This window comes from Pedobacter sp. Leaf41 (genome assembly GCF_001422545.1).
Taxonomy (GTDB): domain Bacteria; phylum Bacteroidota; class Bacteroidia; order Sphingobacteriales; family Sphingobacteriaceae; genus Pedobacter.
Genome location: NZ_LMLE01000010.1, coordinates 177,700 through 195,895 on the forward strand (window position 1 = coordinate 177,700; position 18,196 = coordinate 195,895).

Consider the following 18,196-nt stretch of genomic DNA (forward strand, 5'->3'; position numbering starts at 1 on the left):
TGTAACACAGCAATTCAAATCGACTTTAGGCTTATTAAAATAAAATCATCCGACCTCGGCCGCCCGACTTCGGACTTAGTAAAATTTAAATCTTCGGATATCTAAATTGGATTCCGGACTATCAAAAAAAATATGGAAACACTAACATTCGCAGAGAAAATAGCCAAGGCACAGGATTTTCTGCCTATTAATGGAACAGATTATATAGAATTTTACGTGGGCAATGCAAAACAAGCTGCTCATTATTACAAAACCGCTTTTGGCTTCCAAAGCTTGGCTTACGCCGGTCCGGAAACTGGTGTTCGCGATAGGGCATCTTATGTTTTACAACAGGGAAAAATCAGGTTAATCCTAACTACGGCCTTGAAATCTGAACATCCAATTGCAGAACATGTTAAAAAACATGGCGACGGAGTTAAAGTGCTTGCCCTTTGGGTTGATGATGCTTATAGTGCATTTGAAGAAACGACGAAACGCGGCGCAAAACCCTACATGGAACCTAAAACCTTAACTGATGAAAATGGTGAGGTTAAAATGAGCGGCATTTACACCTATGGCGAAACGGTGCACATGTTTATCGAAAGAAAAAACTATTCTGGCACATTTATGCCAGGCTATCGGGTTTGGGAAAGTGATTATAAACCTGCAGATGCCGGGCTTTTATACATCGACCATTGTGTAGGCAATGTGGGTTGGAACAGGATGAATGAAGCAGTGCAGTGGTACGAAGACGTAATGGGCTTTGTAAATATCCTTTCTTTTGATGATAAACAAATCAACACGGAATATTCAGCTTTGATGAGCAAGGTAATGAGTAATGGTAATGGTTTCTCAAAATTCCCTATTAATGAGCCTGCAGAAGGTAAAAAGAAATCGCAAATTGAAGAGTATTTAGAATACTATGAAGGTGAAGGCGTACAACACATTGCAGTAGCTACGAAAGACATTGTTAAAACAGTTAGAGAACTAAAATCTCGTGGTGTTGAATTTTTAAGTGCGCCACCGGAAGCCTATTATGATATGATGCCACAGCGGGTAGGCAAAATTGATGAAGAAATTTCTTTGTTAGAAAGTTTAGGGATTTTAGTTGACTGTGATGAAGAGGGTTATTTACTTCAGATTTTCACCAAACCGGTAGAAGATCGCCCGACACTATTTTTCGAAATTATACAACGCAAGGGCGCTCAAAGTTTTGGTGCAGGAAATTTCAAAGCATTATTCGAATCTTTAGAACGTGAACAAGAGTTAAGAGGAAATTTGTAGGTACTTAAAATAAGTCGCCATTTCCAGAAACAAAGCAATCTCTTTAACATGAGATTGCTTTGTTATTTACTGATTTATAGGTATTTGCTTTTTCAAATTATTTGATTAGTTTTAGGTACACACAAAAAAACCAAATAAATATGAGAGCAAAATTGACCTTGCTGATCCTTTTGATGATCACATTCAAAGGATTTTCACAAAACAAATCCGAAACAATTCAAACCATCAATGAATTACTAGCTAGCGCTATTGGCGGTACTGACAGTATCTTAATTAAAGGGCAGATTACTCAGTTGAAAATTACAGAAAATGCTTTTAAAGTTGATGATGACGGCAAAAGCGGTCACTTTATAATCAAACTCGAGAGCGAAAATGAATCAATTAAAAAAGACGGCATGACGATGATCAGCGATTGGAAAGGCTTTAAGGTTCATCCGTCAACTGACAACACAACGTTGAAAGCGATCTATCCAATTTTCGAGAAAAGAGATGGCGAACCAGAGAATGATAAAAATGGAATTAAATACTATTGTTTAGCTGGAAATGAAGACAAGCTGATTGCCTCTCTGTTGCACCTACAAAACCTGTATTCAAAAAAATAAGTTAAAGAAAAGCCAGGTGACGTGGCTTTTCTTTTCATTTAAAGCACTTCGCCGAAGTGTTTATAATTGGATTTGATGGTATCGAAAACCTCCGTCATTTTTCCACCCAACATTAACTTCGCCATCGATTCTGTCATTCCTTTTATTTGCGCCCACTCTATTTTTGGCGGCATGGCCAGCGCATTAGGATTTGTCATAATATTTAGCAGCACCGGTCCGCTTTCGGTTAACGCGTTAGCAATAGCGGTTTCTACTTCATCAGGCTTTGAAACTGTTATACCTTTGAAACCCATGGCTTGTGCTACGAGTGCAAAATCAGGATTAACCATATCTGTTTCATTATCTGGCAAGCCATCAACTTCCATTTCTAGTTTCACCATTCCTAGCGCCCTGTTATTAAAAACAACCAATTTTATAGGAAGATTATACTGGTTAATCGTAGCCAAATCACCCAATAACATTGATAAACCGCCATCTCCACATAAGGCTATTACTGGCTGTTCCGGATGTGCGAGAGCAGCGCCAATTGCCATAGGCATTGCATTAGCCATAGAACCGTGGTTAAACGAGCCTAACATTTTGCGTTTGCCTGTGCCATCAATAAACCGGGCTCCCCACACGCAACACATTCCGGTATCAACCGTAAAAATTGCATCATGAGCAGCCAACCGATTAATGGTTTCAGCCACAAATTCAGGTTGAATTTTATTTTCCTCACCTTGATCCTTTACATAAACCTGTTGGTTTTCCTTTACCTTTTCGTAAAATTCAAGTTGTGATTTCAAAAATTTATCGTCTGTTTTGGCCTTCAATAGTGGAAGAAGTGCCTTCAAAGAATCAGCTACATCGCCACACAAACCCATGGTTAATTTCGCTCTTCTTCCAAGCCTTTCTGGTCTTTCATCTATCTGGATAATTTTGTTCTTCACCGGCATGAAGTTCACGTAAGGAAAATCAGTTCCCAATAGCAGTACCAAATCTGCTTCATGCATGGCATGATAACCAGAGGGTTGTCCTAAAAGACCAGTCATCCCTACCGAATATGGGTTATCATATTGAATACCCATTTTCCCTCTGAATGAAAAGCCAACTGGTGCTTTTAACTTAGAAGCCAGTTCTACCACTTCATCATGCGCTTCGGTTGCACCAATACCGCAATAAATCATCACTCTCTTTTCTTCATTTAGAAGCTCAGCAAATGCAGCTAATTCTCCATCTGAAGGGCGAATGACAGGCTTGTTGCGGAATATTTGCATCGCAGTTACACTTTCCACGGCATCCATTTCGGCCACATCACCAGGTAAGCCAAAAACCGAAACGCCTTTTTTATGGATAGCGGTTTGAATAGCCGTTTGAAACATACGTGGAGCCTGTTCGGCAGTAGTAGCCACCTGGTTATAGTAACTACAATCATCAAAAAGTTTTATGGTGTTGGTTTCCTGAAAAAATTCAGTTCCAAATTCGCCGGTAGGAATAGTAGATGCAATGGCAATCACCGGCACATGAGATCGGTGCGCATCGTAAAGGCCATTTATTAAGTGAACGTGCCCCGGGCCGCAACTTCCTGCACAGCAGGCTATTCCATCTAGCTCAGCCTCAGCGGCGGCAGCAAATGCACCCGCTTCCTCATTCCGAACATGAATCCATTTAATTTTACCATTTCGCCTTACTGCATCATTGAAATAATTCAGACTATCACCAGTAACGGCATAAACCCTTTTCACACCAGCTTCAACAAGCATTTCTACAAGTTGCTCAGCAACATTTTTGGCCATACAATTTTAGATTATGATCAACATCACTATGATGATGACAGGTTATAAATATTCTCTTGCTTACAATTGTTTGAAGCCAGAAAAAGAAATAATCGAATCTGACTGTTTACAGACTGGGAATTCGACCAGGATTATCTTCTTCACTAAAACTTCATAAATGAAATGCACCTTTGAATAACAAAATATGAAGCGATTTCTGTTTTGTTAAATTCTAAAAACTCATAATTAGTTTTTTAGTTTTCCGGTTACCCTTATCTGATACCTCATGTGTTGCAAAACACATGAGGTTTTTTTATTCTGTACTTTCTTTAAGCATCTGATATAAATCAGTGGCTGCGCCATCAAACTTGTTTCCGTTAACATAAAATGAAGGCGTACCATTTACGCCACTTCTTACGCCGCTCTCAAAATCATCTTCTACCTTTTGTTTTACTTCAGCATTGGTACTATCAGCTTGAAATTTTTCAATATCCAAACCAATCGTTTCTGCTAACTCATCAAATAAATCTTCATCCAAACGATATTGGTTTTCGTAAAGGGCATCATGCATCTCCCAAAACTTACCTTGCAAGCCTGCTGCTTCAGCAGCTCTTGCAGCCGGAAAAGCGAATGGATGTGCTTCCTGTAGTGGAAAATTCCTAAATACGAAGTTAATTTGATCGCCAAAGGTTTCTTCAATTTCTTTTACAATTGGATAGGCATCCCCACAGTAAGGACATTGATAATCGCCATATTCTACAATGATAATTGGTGCATCTTGTTTTCCCTGTGCATGATCTTTCTCCGTAACTTCCGGTTTTAGCTTACTCATAGTTTCTATTTTTTATCTAATGCTTCTAAGGCGTCCAAAATTCCATCAGCCCCTGGGTTTACTGCCGTAGGTGATAAATAGCTCCAGGCGATTTCCCCCTCTTTATCAATAACAAAAAGTGCCCGCTTACTTTCGCCAGCCTCTTCATCATATACGCCGTAAGCCTTAGATACTGCTCCTTTTGGCTCAAAATCTGCCAGGAGCGGGAAATGCAGATTTCTGTCTTTTTCAAAAGCCAGGTGGCACCAAACACTATCCACAGAAATACCAAAAATCTGGGCATCGTGTTTACTAAAATACTTCAGCATTTCATTGTAAAGGGCCATCTGATCGCTGCAAACCGGACTCCAGTCTGCAGGGTAAAATGCCAGAATCACATTTTTACCTAAAAAATCTTTTAACTTAATTTTTTGATCGGGAGTGGCATTCAGCTCAAAATCTGGTGCTTTGGTTCCTTTTTCTAACATGTTATGGGTTTTAAGAATTCAAATATATAACCAACACGAGTAAGTAAATGTTGTTTTCTAGTTGAGGTAATTGCTAACCAAGCTTCTGCCGTTTGATGAGGTAAGCCTGCAGAATCGGGTAAAATCCATCGTTGATATCTGCATCTACCAAGTCAATTTTGTTTTGAGCGCATTTCAAATCAAGCTCTTGTCTGTAAGCAGAAACTGAAGCTTTGTAATTCTCTTTCACCTGGTTCGCATGAACTTTAATAGTGGCTCCTGTTTCCATATCCACAAACTGATATGGACGGTTTTCAAAATCAAAGTCCACTTCTTTTGCTTTATCAAGCACGTTAAATACCACAACTTCGTGTTTATTAAATTTCAAATGCTGTAAAGCATCAAAAAAATCGTCGGTGGCTTGGCTGTTGATTTGACTACTGAACAAATCACTGAAAATAATTACGAGTGACCGTTTGTGAATCAATTCCGCCACCTGGTGTAAAGCGCCACTTAAGTTTGTATGGGCATTCAACTTTGGTTTCTCCAAAAGATCTTCCAGCTGGGCAAACAAAAACTTTTGATGAGCAGTTGTAGATTTTGCCGGAGAATTCAGCAATACCTCGTCAGCAAAAAGACTTAAACCAAAGGCATCACGCTGCCTTTTTAATAAATACATGAGTGAAGCACTGGCCTCGATGGCGAAGGTAAGCTTATTTTTTTTCGGTTCCGGAAAATACATCGATGAGGAAACATCGATTACAAACTGACAGCGTAAATTTGTTTCCTCTTCAAAGCGCTTGCTATAAAGTTTATCGGTTTTAGCGTAGAGCTTCCAGTCGATATTTTTTACGTTATCGCCATTATTGTATTGGCGATGTTCAGCAAACTCTACCGAAAAGCCGTGAAAAGGACTTTTATGCAGTCCGGTGATAAAGCCTTCAACTACTTGCTTTGCTAATAATTCCAGATTGCCAAAACTGGTATCATTTTCATACTTTACCGTCTGCATATCGTAAAGCTAATAAAAGATTTACGAATTATATAGGTTTTTAGCATTCATAACAACATAATATTCTAGAGAAGCAGGGATGAGAATATTTTGAAAACGGTTTTGGGGGACACAAGGTTTAGAAGGAAGGATTTCCGCTATCGGATGGTTTATTCACCTGCTGAAACCTCAAGAGATGGTTGGTGAAGACACCAACCATTAGGGCGAATGGATTGAGGAGTATTTATCTATCTGTTAATGTACTCGCCTGCCCAACCGACTATATTCTATCGGCTGGTATCTCCACCCGCCGGAAGCTCAAGAGATGGTTGGTGAGGACACCCATCATTAGTACGACGATTGCAAGCCTATCTATCGGCTGGTGTCTCCACCTGCCGAAACTAACTACCTTTTAGCTATCTTATATAAGTTACCATTATCAGTCACTGCGTAAAGTACTCCATCCTTTTCTACCAAATCTCTGAAGCGCTCGCCTTTACCTTCCAATAAACGCTCTTCGCCAACAACCTTGTTTTCTTTGATTACTAAACGAATAATATGTGAGCCACTTAATCCGCCAACAAACAAATTTCCTTTCCACTCGGGTATTACATTGCTATTGTAAAAAGCAATCGAGCCTGGAGAAATTACAGGGTTCCAATAGTAAACCGGTTGCTCCATCCCCTCCTTTTGTTGAATGCCTTCTCCAACTGCCTTTCCACTATATTCAATACCGTAGGTAATAATTGGCCAGCCATAATTTTTGCCGGGTTTAATTAAGTTTAGCTCATCGCCGCCACGTGGACCGAATTCCGCTTCCCATAAATCGCCAGTTTGTGGATTGATGGCCAAACCATCTGGATTACGCAAGCCGTAAGCATAGATTTCAGGCCTAGCATCTGCTTTGCCAGCAAAAGGTCCATTAGCTACAGCTTTACCTTCTGTTGTTAAATGAAGAATTTTGCCTAAAGAAGAATTTAAATGTTGTGCCTGAATTCTTATTTCTTTATCCGAACGTTCTCCGGCGCTCACAAACATATCTCCGTTTTTATCGAAAACAATTCTCGACCCGTACTGCAATTTACCCGTATGGGCAGGTGTAGCACGATAAATTACTTTTTGATTTTCAATCTTCGTTTCATCAGCAGACAGTTTTCCTTTTGCTATTGCAAGCACAACTCCTTTAGTTTGCGGTTCTGAATACGCAAAATAGACCATTCTATTTTTTGCAAAATTAGGATCAAGCGTAACATCCAACAAACCACCCTGACCAGAGGCATCTACCTTTGGCAGGCCTGTGATTTTCTTGCTTGATTTTCCATCAGCAGTAAGCACCACCATGGTTCCTTGCTTTTGAGTAATCAGAAATCCGCCATTGGGTAACACCGAAATTGCCCATGGATTTTCAAGCTTTCCATTGATGATGGATATTTCTAATGAAGTGGAAGTTTTTATGCCAGCAATACGCGTTTGACCAGCGAAAGCTGGTTTATAATCGGCAGTTGGTTTGCCAGATTCTACAGGATTTTGGGCAGCTACATCGGTAACGCTAAAACAATTTACAGCTAATGCAGCGATGAATATACCTAATACCTTGTTGTTAATTAATTTCATGGGGATATGGATTTTTAGTTTAAAGAAACGAAAATATTTCTTCATTAAAAAACCCGTATCCTTTTAAAGAACCCGGGTTTTAAATATGTTACAAGCTTAAGCTAAATGCTCAGACTGATAATGGTCGTAGCTTAAAACTTCAGCTTTTTTCTTAAGCCAATTGCTTGTTTAATTTTTCAGCTAACACTGATTTTGGAACTGCACCAACTTGTTTGTCAACAACCTGACCGTCTTTAAAGTATAATAAAGCTGGAATATTGCGGATACCAAATTGAGTCGAAATTTGAGGGTTATTATCAACGTTCACTTTTCCAACAACTGCTTTACCATCGTATTCTTTCGCAATTTCTTCTACTACAGGACCAACCATGCGACAAGGGCCACACCATTCTGCCCAAAAATCTACTAATACGGGTTTATCTGATTTTAATACAAGCTCCTCGAAGTTTGCATCTGTGATTTCTAATGCCATAATTATTTTTTTTATGTTCAAATATAGGTATTCAATTGTAATGCCAACTATAGTGTAATGTCAATTTGACATTGTTGTGGTTTGTTTCATTTAACGCTTATTAAGAGCAAGTAAACAATCTTTCTAATCTAGATTTTTACACTGAGTCTCAAGAAACTTAGTTTAACTTATAGTTTACAACATTGAGCCCAACCAATTGTTCTAAGAACTTATTGTTAGGATTGATTTTCAAATTCTTAGAAGGTAAATCCAACATAATTTGCTTCTCAGTATCGAAAACAGCGAAGTTAAGTTGGCAGTTTTGCTGCTCTGAATTTGCCTTATTGTCTGCTAAAATGAGTTCAATTTCCCGCATCAGCTCTTCATTCACACGTTCAATCGGCACTTGTATGGTTAAGCTCTTAGCCAGCTTGTCCCTTAATTCAGACATTAGATTTATGGCCGTTATCTTAAATTCCCAATCGCCTGCTTTACCAAAGCGCTCACCTACTCTGCCTCTGATTTGTAAAAAGTAACCTTCGGTTAAAAAAGATTTGAATTTTAGAAAATCTTCTCCGAATAGCGCCATTTCGCAAGCATCCTCATAATCTTCAAATACAAATGTTCCGAAAGGCTTACCGGTCTTCGTAATTCTTTGCGATGCCGCTACGACCAACCCCCCCACACAAAGTTCACGGTTTTGAAGTTTAGCAAATTCAGCTAACACTTCTTCGTTGGTATCGCCCATCCGTACTTTATTGATGATGCTAAGTTGCCTTACGCCATGGGTACAAAACTTATCGAGTTCTAATTTATAGTTATCCAATGGATGGCCTGAAAGGAAAATCCCGATAGCATCTTTTTCATATTTCAATCGATCCATCAAAGCCCATTCAGGAGAAACCGGTAAAGTGGGTTCTAATATTAAATCGGCCTTTGAACCACCAAATAATGACCCTTGCGAAGTACTTTCATTATTTTGAAAATCGTTAGCAAACTTGATGATTTTTTCGATCCCATTCATTTTATCGTTCGGACCTATGTAAAAATACTGTGCCCGGTGGCCACCAAATGCATCAAAAGCACCGCTATAAACGAAACTTTCATATGCCTTTTTATTTACAATACGGGTATTAGATCGCTTTGCGAAATCGTAAACAGAAGCATAAGGACCATTTCCCAATCGCTCTTCGATAATACTTTCTACCGCCTTCTCTCCTACTCCTTTAACCGCCGACATCCCGAAACGCACCTCGCCCCTAACATTTACAGAGAACTTTAAATCAGATTCGTTAACATCGGGACCTAAAACGGTTACGCCCATCTGCCTACATTCTTCCATAAAGAAAGCTACCTGTTTAATATCGCTCATATTATTGGAAAGTACTGCAGCCATATATTCTGCCGGGTAATGCGCCTTCAAATACGCCGTTTGGTAAGCAATCCAAGCGTAACAAGTAGAGTGCGATTTGTTAAACGCATAAGAGGCAAATGCTTCCCAATCTTTCCAGATTTTTTCGAGCGTTGTAGCATCATGACCTTTCTCTGCCGCCTGTTTTACAAATTTAGGCTTCATTTTATCCAAAACGTCTTTCTGCTTTTTACCCATCGCCTTCCGCAAAACGTCGGCTTCACCTTTGGTAAAACCTGCTAATTTTTGGGATAAAAGCATCACCTGCTCCTGATAAACGGTGATACCATAAGTTTCCTTCAGGTATTCCTCGCAGGCATCTAAATCATATTGAATTTCTTCTTCGCCATTCTTCCGTCTAACAAAACTTGGGATATATTCCATCGGCCCGGGGCGATAAAGCGCATTCATCGCAATTAAATCATCAAAAACCGTAGGCTTCAGTTCCTTCATATACTTTTGCATACCCGGACTCTCATACTGGAAAATCCCAATGGTTTCACCTCGCTGGAAAAGCTCATAGGTCATTACATCATCAATTGGGAACGTATCCGGATCGAGGTTAACGCCATGTCTTTTCTTTACTAGTTTAACGGTATCTTTTATTAACGTAAGGGTTTTTAAACCCAGAAAGTCCATTTTTAGCAGACCAGCACTTTCTACAACGGAGTTATCAAATTGAGTAACATATAAATCAGAATCCTTTGCCGTAGCCACCGGAACGAAATTGGTGATATCGCTTGGCGTGATAATTACTCCGCAGGCATGGATACCTGTATTTCTTAACGAACCCTCTAAAACCTGTGCCTGTTGAATGGTTTCTGCACTTAGGTCTTTCAAAAGCCCCATCGCCTTTAATTCCTGAACACGCTCGTATTCATCCGGACGCAAAGCATCTTTGAGTGCTTTCTCATCCAGGTTGAAGATTTTTGCGAGCTTCATATTTGGAATCAGCTTGGCGATTTTATCTGCCTCAAATAAAGGCAAATCTAAAACCCGGGCAGTATCACGGATGGAAGATTTTGCTGCCATGGTGCCATAGGTAATAATTTGGGCAACCTGACTGGAGCCGTATTTATTAATTACGTATTCCATTACTCTACCACGACCCTCATCGTCAAAGTCGATATCAATATCGGGCATGGAAACACGATCCGGATTTAAGAAACGCTCAAAAAGGAGATCGTACTTTATTGGGTCGATGTTGGTGATCCAAAGGCAATAAGCTACTACAGAGCCTGCAGCTGAACCACGACCCGGACCAACAGACACATCTCTGCGACGGGCTTCAGCAATAAAATCCTGCACAATCAAGAAGTAACCCGGGTATCCCGTTTTCTCGATGGTAGCCAGCTCAAAATCTAACCGTTCGGTAACCTCTGGTGTTAATACGCCATAGCGTTTTTTGGCTCCTTCGTAGGTCAAATGCCGTAAAAATTTATTTTCACCACGTTTTCCCCCGTCAGTTTCATCCTCAGCAACCAAAAACTCTTCAGGAATATCAAATTTCGGCAAGAGCACTTCACGAGCAAGCTTGTAGGTTTCTATCTTATCTACAACCTCTTGTATATTTAAAATGGCTTCGGGCAAATCAGCAAAAAGCGCTTTCATTTCCTCACCCGATTTAAAGTAGTATTCTTGATTCGGCAAGCCATATCGGTAACCGCGGCCGCGGCCTATTGGCGTGGCTTGCTTTTCACCATCCTTTACACAAAGGAGAATATCATGCGCATTTGCATCCTTTTTATTGATGTAATAGGTGTTGTTGGTCGCAATCAGCTTCACTTCATGCTTGCGGGCCAGGGCAACAAGCGACGCATTAACGCGGTCTTCATCTTCCTGATTGTGGCGCATCACTTCTAAATAGAAATCTTCGCTGAATTTTTCTTTCCACCAAACCAAAGCTTCTTCAGCCTGGTTTTCGCCCATATTTAAGAGCTTATTCGAAATCTCTCCCGAAAGGTTTCCAGATAACACAATAATATCATCTTTATACTGCTCAATTACATTTCTATCAATACGCGGAACGTAATAAAACCCTTTTGTATAAGCAATGGAAGACATTTTGGCTAAATTGTGGTAGCCTTTTTTGTTCTTCGCCAACAGCACCATTTGGTAACCATTATCCTTCACCGTTCTATTTAAGTGATCATCACAAACAAAAAACTCTACCCCAATAATTGGTGTCATTACCACTTCAGTTGGTCGTTCTCCGGCTTCAATGGCTTCTGCATTTTTAGCTTCAGCTGCTTTATTGTGATTTAAAACTGCATTTACAAAGTGAAATGCACCCATCATATTGGCATGATCCGTCATGGCGACAGCAGGCATTTTTTGCGATGCCGCTGCTTTTACAAGTGCTGGGATGCTAATGGTACTTTGAAGGACCGAAAATTGTGTGTGATTGTGTAAATGCACAAAAGTTGCCGCAGCCAGCTCCTGTTTATTTTCTGCAAGCTCCTGTTTAGAAACCCCGCCACCTTCAGCTTTTTGAAGGCGTTTACGAATCTCATCAGAAGCGGCCTTTAGGTTAATATGCGGAATTCCGAAGTCTGGAATAGAACCAGCATTATATTCCCGAAAACGCGGAAAATATTCTGCATCAACTAAAAGTTCTTCTTTTTTGAAGACATCTTTTTTAATTAATTCCAGAAAACAACGCGTTGTGGCTTCCACATCGGCAGTGGCGTTGTGGGCTTCATTAAACGGAACGCCAAATAGATAAGAGTGTAACTCCGTTAATGTTGGCAATTTAAATTTACCGCCTCTACCTCCCGGAAGTTTTAAAAGCTCTGCAGTTACTTCAGTACAGGTATCTAAAACAGGCATTTCTGCCATGCGGTTTTCAACGCCAAAACGGTGAAACTCACATCCCATAATGTTTACGTCAAAACCCACGTTCTGACCTACGATGAATTTGGCTTTTGATAAAACAGCATTAAATTTTTCTAAAACCTCAGCTAATGATATGCCCTGCTCGGCTGCGAGTTCAGTAGAAATGCCATGAATTCGCTCCGCATCGTAAGGGATATTAAATCCATCTGGTTTAACTAAATAATCTTGATGTTCAACCATCCTCCCCATCTCATCATGCAATTGCCAGGCAATTTGAATGCAACGCGGCCAATTATCCGTATCTGTAATTGGAGCATTGTAATTACGTGGCAAACCCGTGGTTTCAGTATCAAAAATTAAGTACATATTATTTGTAAAGAATTAGCCGTTGTAGAATATAAACGGTTCATCAAAAATAGACAATTTGGTTAGCGGATTTGTCAAATTTTATCAACAAAAGAATAAAGTATTGCTGTGCGCTGTTGACCGAAATTTATAATCTCGGCTGTATGTGATGCGGGTTTGAAATCCATACCATCAATAATTAAAGAATACAAATCCCGTTTGGCAACGCTCACCTAAATCGTGTTTAAACGATATCAATTTCTCAGGATTGACGAAATAAGATCAGCAAAGATAAAGTTGATAAAAGCGTTTCATAAGCTCGGATTTGTTTTTATCTTCGATAGATAATTAAGAGCAAACCTTAAAATTAAATATATGAAAGTAACGGTTGTAGGTGCGGGCGCAGTTGGTGCTACTTGTGCAGATAATATTGCAAGAAAAGAATTAGCGAATGAACTTGTTTTGTTAGATATTAAAGAAGGTTTTGCCGAAGGTAAAGCCATTGATATGATGCAAACTGCTACGCTTTTGGGCTTCGACACAAAAATTACTGGTGTAACCAACGATTATAGTAAAACAGCAGGATCTGATGTTGTTGTAATTACTTCAGGCTTACCGCGTAAACCCGGCATGACCCGTGAAGAGCTTATTGGCATCAATGCTGGAATTGTTAAAGGTGTTGCAGAGAATATTTTAAAGTTCTCTCCGGAGGCGATCATGATTGTGATTAGCAACCCGATGGATACCATGACCTATTTGGCTTTAAAATCTTTAGGCTTACCAAAAAACCGAATTATCGGTATGGGTGGAACGCTTGATAGCTCTCGCTTTAAATTCTATTTATCGCAGGCGCTAGATTGCAATCCAAATGATTTGCAGGGTTTTGTTATTGGCGGCCATGGCGATACCACTATGATTCCGCTCACTCGTTTAGCTACCTATCAAAGTTTACCGGTAAGCAATTTGCTAGATAAAGCTACGCTTGATAAAGTAGCTGCTGATACGATGGTTGGCGGTGCAACTTTAACCGGACTAATCGGAACTTCTGCCTGGTATGCACCCGGTGCAGCGGGAGCAGCTTTAGTAGAAGCTATTCTTCGCGATGAAAAAAAATTATTTACCTGCTGTGTTTCTCTCGAAGGAGAATACGGACAAGAAGATATATGCCTGGGCGTGCCTGTAATTATTGGTCGCAGTGGCTGGGAGAAGATCATCGATTTTAAATTAACTGATGACGAACAAGCGGCATTTAATAAAAGTGCTGATGCCGTTAGAAATATGAACAGCGTTTTAGCGGAGATGAAACTAGTGTAAATGAGTTCAATTTCCATCCCATTAAAATTAATAAACTTACAAGACGATGGCTTCCACCTACTAGTGGAAGTTGTTGTTTTTAAGGAAAAGCATTTTGCCGTTTTAGATACCGGCGCATCAAGAAGTGTGTTCGATAAAAAACTAATTGAACAACATCTGGCTGAAACTTTGCAAGTTTCAGAAGAAATAAATGCTGCAACATTATTTACCACAACAAGTACCATTCAGGCTACTATTCCTGAAGTTAAGATAGGAAGGCTGAAGATTAAAAACTACGAAACTGTTGCTTTTGATCTGCAGTCTGTTACTGATACCTATCAGCAATTCGGCCATCCACCCATTATCGGAATTATTGGTGGTGATATTTTGATGCAATATAAAGCGGTTATCAATTACGAAAAATCGACACTTAGACTTTACAAATAATTCCAGTGAAAAAAGATATTATTGATCGAAATGATATTGTATTATTGGTGGATTCATTTTATCAAAAAGTTCAGCAAAATGAGCGCATCGGTCCGATATTTACCCAGGTAATGCAAGTAGATTGGGCGCATCACCTCCCTAAAATGTACGACTTTTGGGAAAGCATCTTATTCGGAAAAGCAATATACAAGGGAAATCCAATGCTCACCCATTTCGATATTAACAAAAAAGCATCTTTAAAAAACGAAGAATTTGATACCTGGAAAAACATCTTTTTTAATACCGTTGATGAATTATTCGAAGGAGAAAACGCTACAGTAATTAAGCAAAAAGCCCAATCTATAGCAGATTTAATGCACTTTAAATTAAACTCACCAAAATCCAAAATCAATATCGTTTAGTATTGTTTCATTTTTGATGGTTTCTTACTAAATTTAGCTAACCAAACAAATTAAACATGAAATTTTTAAAAGTACTGCTAGGCATCATTGTCTTATTAGCAATCATTATTTTAGTAGGTGGTTTACTTCTGCCAAAGAACTATTCAGTCTCCAGGTCGACAGTAATTAATGCACCAGACAGCATTATTTATAAAAACATTGCTGATTTTAAAGAATTCTACAAATGGAATCCATGGGCAAAAATGGAGCCGAGCGCTGAGGTATCATTTACAGGAACGCCAGGCAATCCAGGTCATCAATACAACTGGAAAGGCAAAGAAACCGGCGCTGGTTATATGAAAATCACTTCAGTAAATCCCAACAAAAACATCAACATCGATTTAATGTTTATTGAGCCATTTGAAAGCTTGGCTGATACAAAATTTGATATTACGCCAGAAGGAACTGCTAACAAAGTAACCTGGACAATGAGCGGAGAAAACAACATCATTAGCAAATGGATGTGTTTAATAATGGGTGGAATGGATAAAATGATCGGTAAAGATTTTGAAAGCGGATTAGCAAGTCTGAAAGAAAAATCAGAGAAAGAGAATTAATCGGATTTAAGTATTGCAAGCCTCTTAGTTTTCATAATTAAGAGGCTTTGTTTTTTGGTTATTTTTTGACAAACAAACATTTATGCCGTTATTGCGTTAAAAATCAATAATCTTATAATTTACGATCAGTAGATTTTCTTATTTCTTAATTTTAGATTATTAACCAACGAATGAATATATTATTAGTAGAAGACGAGCCAAACGTGGTTTCTGTAATTTCAAGAGGTTTAAGTGATGAAGGTTTTACAGTGAGTGTTGCGCCTGACGGATTGATCGGAAAACAGCTCGCGGCAGACAATCAATTCGATTTAATTATACTTGACATCATGCTTCCAGGTATAAATGGATTGGAGCTTTGCAAAATCATCAAATCAGAAACGCCAAACGTTCCTGTTATTATGCTAACCGCTTTAGGCACTACAGAAAATGTGGTTAATGGTTTAGATAACGGCGCTGATGATTACCTAATAAAGCCGTTTAAATTTGCTGAGCTTTTTGCCCGTATTCGAATGCTGCTTCGTAGATATAATGGTGCTGCTAATTTGGATCAGATTATTAACATCGCAGATCTGCAGATTAATATGACTGCAAAAACGGTTAAGCGCAATAATCAAGAAATCATATTAACGGCTACAGAATATCGTTTATTGGAGTTTATGGCCAAAAATAAGTCTAAAATTTTATCCCGAATAGATATTTTGGAAAGCGTTTGGGATATTGATTTTAATTTGGGCACCAACGTGGTTGATGTATATGTAAACTACCTCCGTAAAAAAATAGATAAACATGCTGATCAAAAACTGATTCATACTGCGGTAGGTTTAGGCTATGTTTTAAAAGGTTAAAAAAAATGAACATTGCCAAAAAGATCACTTTATTATTTGCCATACTTTCAGCAGTAATTATTTCATTATTAAGTGGATTTGTTTGGTATTTTTCTAATGAATTTGCGTTTGAAGATTTTTATAAACGCTTAGAAGCAAGGGTAAATATTTCTGCGCAAATTAAGCTTTATGAAGATGCCAATAACCCTGCCTACGCCAAAATGCGTAACCGGTATCTGGAACGTTTACCATCGGAAAAAGCATTCATTTTCGAAGTTAAAGACATCAGTGAACATCGAATTGACAGTGTTTTGCCACAAAGCTTTTATAAGAAGATAAATGCGGGCTCTATGTCGCGTTACCGTTCAGAAAATCACTTTTATGCAGGCAAAGCCTTCAAAATAAACAATAAAGATTATATGGTTATTGTTTCTGCAAATGATCCAGTTGGTTTTAGAGAATTGAAAGATCTTCAGCGGATCCTGCTTATTGGATTTTTCCTCTCTGTTCTACTCTCATTTGTGGTTGGATGGAAATTTTCTAATTATATGTTGATGCCCTTGCGAAACATCATTAAAAGTGTTAAAAAGATAAAAGCAGAAAACCTGCATATGCGCTTAGAGGTAAAAAGTGGCAGCGATGAGATGTCGCAATTGGCGCAAACATTTAACAACATGCTAAACCGGTTAGAGACCGCTTTTGAAACGCAGAATAATTTTATCAGTAATGCTTCCCACGAACTTCGAACACCATTAACAGTAATTAGTGGAGAGGTGGAACTGGCCATGCGTGCTAATACCGACCCACAGAAGCAGCAATTAGCTTTAGACAAAATTAAAGGTGAGGCCGAAAGACTGGAACATATCTTAACCAGTTTGTTAGGTCTGGCACAATCTGGCTTTAATGGAAAAAATCAACCTTGGGAACTGGTTAGGATGGATGAGTTGCTGTGGGAAATTAAAGCTTCGGTAAATCAGGTTCATCCAGAAAGTAAAATAGAAATAGACTTTTCCAAACTCCCCGATGATGATGAATTATTGAGTTTGAAAATAAACAAAAACCTGATTAAACTTGCCCTTACCAATATTGTAAGCAATGCATGTAAATATTCGAACGATAAATTGGTAAACGTTGCCATCGAAACAAGTGCTAATTCGCTTTCAATCGCAGTTACCGACCAGGGTATTGGAATTCCTCAAACAGATATTCAACATATTTTTGAACCATTTTACAGGGCTTCAAACACAAATGATTTTAAAGGCTACGGAATAGGGCTTCCTCTATCATTGAACATCATTAGATTACATCGCGGCAGCATTGCTATTAAATCGCAGGAAGGAATAGGTACAGAAATTAAAGTTTTACTACCGCTCACCAGCATTTACTAATGCTATTGGTTAAATTTGTTTCTTAAATTCCATAAAATTTCTAATTTTGCCTACAATTACTAGATAATTGCATATTTCTACAACCTACATCTCTGGGTTTTATTAATTCTAATCCCGTTCTAATCTTATTCTTATTTCGCTGTAATCTTATCGCTGTAAACTTGTATAAATATTTATTCATTTAACAAGATAAAGCCATGAAAACAGTATTAGTACCAACAGATTTCAATTTAGAGAGTACAAAAATCATTGATGGTTTAACGCAGACTCAACCCCACGAAACCTTCAATATAATTTTTGTTCACGCATTCAAGTTATCAGATTCTATTACTGATATGTTAATGTTGAGCCGAAGAAGCAGAGATTACGAAAACATTAGCGACGAGTTTTACCAGACTTTGAATAATTACAAGGCGAAGTTTACTAATCAAATAAATACCATTGGCATAGAGTATTTCTATGGTAGCACAGTGGCTGCCTTCAAAAACTTTATCGAAGCATTTGAGGTAGACTTTATTGCTTATCCTAAAGACTATAACTTTAAGCAGATCAACAAATATAGTATCGATCCAAAGGTACTAACCGCTCGTTGTGGCCGCGAGGTGTTAGAATTAAATATCATGATGCTTCATAATCAAGAAAATTTAATCGAAACTAAAATTCATGAAAACGAATTAAAAGCGGCAAACGCTTAATTATTAAC

Annotated in this window: 16 protein-coding genes; 9 read left to right on the plus strand and 7 right to left on the minus strand. The window is 38.6% G+C overall.

What is annotated here, in order from left to right:
• The first annotated feature begins 132 nt into the window (after positions 1 to 132).
• Positions 133 to 1,263 (plus strand): 4-hydroxyphenylpyruvate dioxygenase, encoded by a 1,131-nt coding sequence (gene hppD / locus ASE92_RS17345; RefSeq protein WP_056851382.1) that lies wholly within the window; start codon positions 133 to 135, stop codon positions 1,261 to 1,263.
• A gap of 140 nt (positions 1,264 to 1,403) precedes the next feature.
• A complete protein-coding gene (locus ASE92_RS17350) occupies positions 1,404 to 1,865 on the plus strand; it encodes a hypothetical protein (protein ID WP_056851383.1) in 462 nt (153 codons plus the stop codon).
• A gap of 38 nt (positions 1,866 to 1,903) precedes the next feature.
• Here the strand turns inward: ASE92_RS17350 and ASE92_RS17355 are convergent, their stop codons facing one another.
• From ASE92_RS17355 to dnaE, 7 genes are all read right to left on the minus strand, one after another.
• Positions 1,904 to 3,640: a thiamine pyrophosphate-dependent enzyme gene (locus tag ASE92_RS17355; RefSeq protein WP_056851384.1), complete on the minus strand. Its 1,737-nt coding sequence runs from the start codon at positions 3,638 to 3,640 to the stop codon at positions 1,904 to 1,906.
• 292 nt (positions 3,641 to 3,932) lie between these two features.
• On the minus strand, positions 3,933 to 4,451 hold the full coding sequence (locus ASE92_RS17360) for a thioredoxin domain-containing protein (protein ID WP_056851385.1): 519 nt from the start codon (positions 4,449 to 4,451) through the stop codon (positions 3,933 to 3,935).
• Between the two features lie 5 nt (positions 4,452 to 4,456).
• Positions 4,457 to 4,918 (minus strand): redoxin domain-containing protein, encoded by a 462-nt coding sequence (locus ASE92_RS17365; RefSeq protein WP_056851386.1) that lies wholly within the window; start codon positions 4,916 to 4,918, stop codon positions 4,457 to 4,459.
• A gap of 73 nt (positions 4,919 to 4,991) precedes the next feature.
• Entirely contained in the window at positions 4,992 to 5,909 is a 918-nt protein-coding gene (locus ASE92_RS17370) for a DUF58 domain-containing protein (protein WP_056851387.1), read from the minus strand.
• A 384-nt stretch (positions 5,910 to 6,293) separates the two neighbouring features.
• Complete coding sequence (locus ASE92_RS17375) at positions 6,294 to 7,502, minus strand: PQQ-dependent sugar dehydrogenase (protein ID WP_056851388.1); 1,209 nt, start codon at positions 7,500 to 7,502, stop codon at positions 6,294 to 6,296.
• A 151-nt stretch (positions 7,503 to 7,653) separates the two neighbouring features.
• Positions 7,654 to 7,974 (minus strand): thioredoxin, encoded by a 321-nt coding sequence (trxA, locus tag ASE92_RS17380; RefSeq protein WP_056851389.1) that lies wholly within the window; start codon positions 7,972 to 7,974, stop codon positions 7,654 to 7,656.
• Positions 7,975 to 8,131: 157 nt separating this feature from the next.
• Entirely contained in the window at positions 8,132 to 12,565 is a 4,434-nt protein-coding gene (dnaE, locus tag ASE92_RS17385) for a DNA polymerase III subunit alpha (protein WP_056851390.1), read from the minus strand.
• 354 nt (positions 12,566 to 12,919) lie between these two features.
• Between dnaE and mdh the strand changes: the two genes are divergently transcribed.
• The 7 genes from mdh (at position 12,920) to ASE92_RS17420 (ending at position 18,188) form a co-directional block, all read left to right on the plus strand.
• Positions 12,920 to 13,858: a malate dehydrogenase gene (gene mdh, locus ASE92_RS17390; protein WP_056851391.1), complete on the plus strand. Its 939-nt coding sequence runs from the start codon at positions 12,920 to 12,922 to the stop codon at positions 13,856 to 13,858.
• On the plus strand, positions 13,859 to 14,284 hold the full coding sequence (locus tag ASE92_RS17395; protein WP_056851392.1) for a retropepsin-like aspartic protease: 426 nt from the start codon (positions 13,859 to 13,861) through the stop codon (positions 14,282 to 14,284).
• Between the two features lie 5 nt (positions 14,285 to 14,289).
• Positions 14,290 to 14,685 carry a group III truncated hemoglobin gene (locus ASE92_RS17400; protein ID WP_056851393.1) on the plus strand — a complete coding sequence of 132 codons (396 nt, stop codon included), beginning with the start codon at positions 14,290 to 14,292 and terminating at the stop codon, positions 14,683 to 14,685.
• Between the two features lie 56 nt (positions 14,686 to 14,741).
• Positions 14,742 to 15,281, plus strand: coding sequence for an SRPBCC family protein (locus ASE92_RS17405; RefSeq protein WP_056851394.1), 540 nt, complete (start codon positions 14,742 to 14,744; stop codon positions 15,279 to 15,281).
• A gap of 170 nt (positions 15,282 to 15,451) precedes the next feature.
• The gene (locus tag ASE92_RS17410; protein ID WP_056851395.1) at positions 15,452 to 16,126 is read left to right on the plus strand and encodes a response regulator transcription factor; all 675 of its coding nucleotides are present in this window, start codon (positions 15,452 to 15,454) and stop codon (positions 16,124 to 16,126) included.
• Between the two features lie 5 nt (positions 16,127 to 16,131).
• The gene (locus ASE92_RS17415) at positions 16,132 to 17,493 is read left to right on the plus strand and encodes a HAMP domain-containing sensor histidine kinase (RefSeq protein WP_056851396.1); all 1,362 of its coding nucleotides are present in this window, start codon (positions 16,132 to 16,134) and stop codon (positions 17,491 to 17,493) included.
• A 197-nt stretch (positions 17,494 to 17,690) separates the two neighbouring features.
• Positions 17,691 to 18,188: a hypothetical protein gene (locus ASE92_RS17420; RefSeq protein WP_056851397.1), complete on the plus strand. Its 498-nt coding sequence runs from the start codon at positions 17,691 to 17,693 to the stop codon at positions 18,186 to 18,188.
• The last annotated feature ends 8 nt before the right edge of the window (positions 18,189 to 18,196 follow it).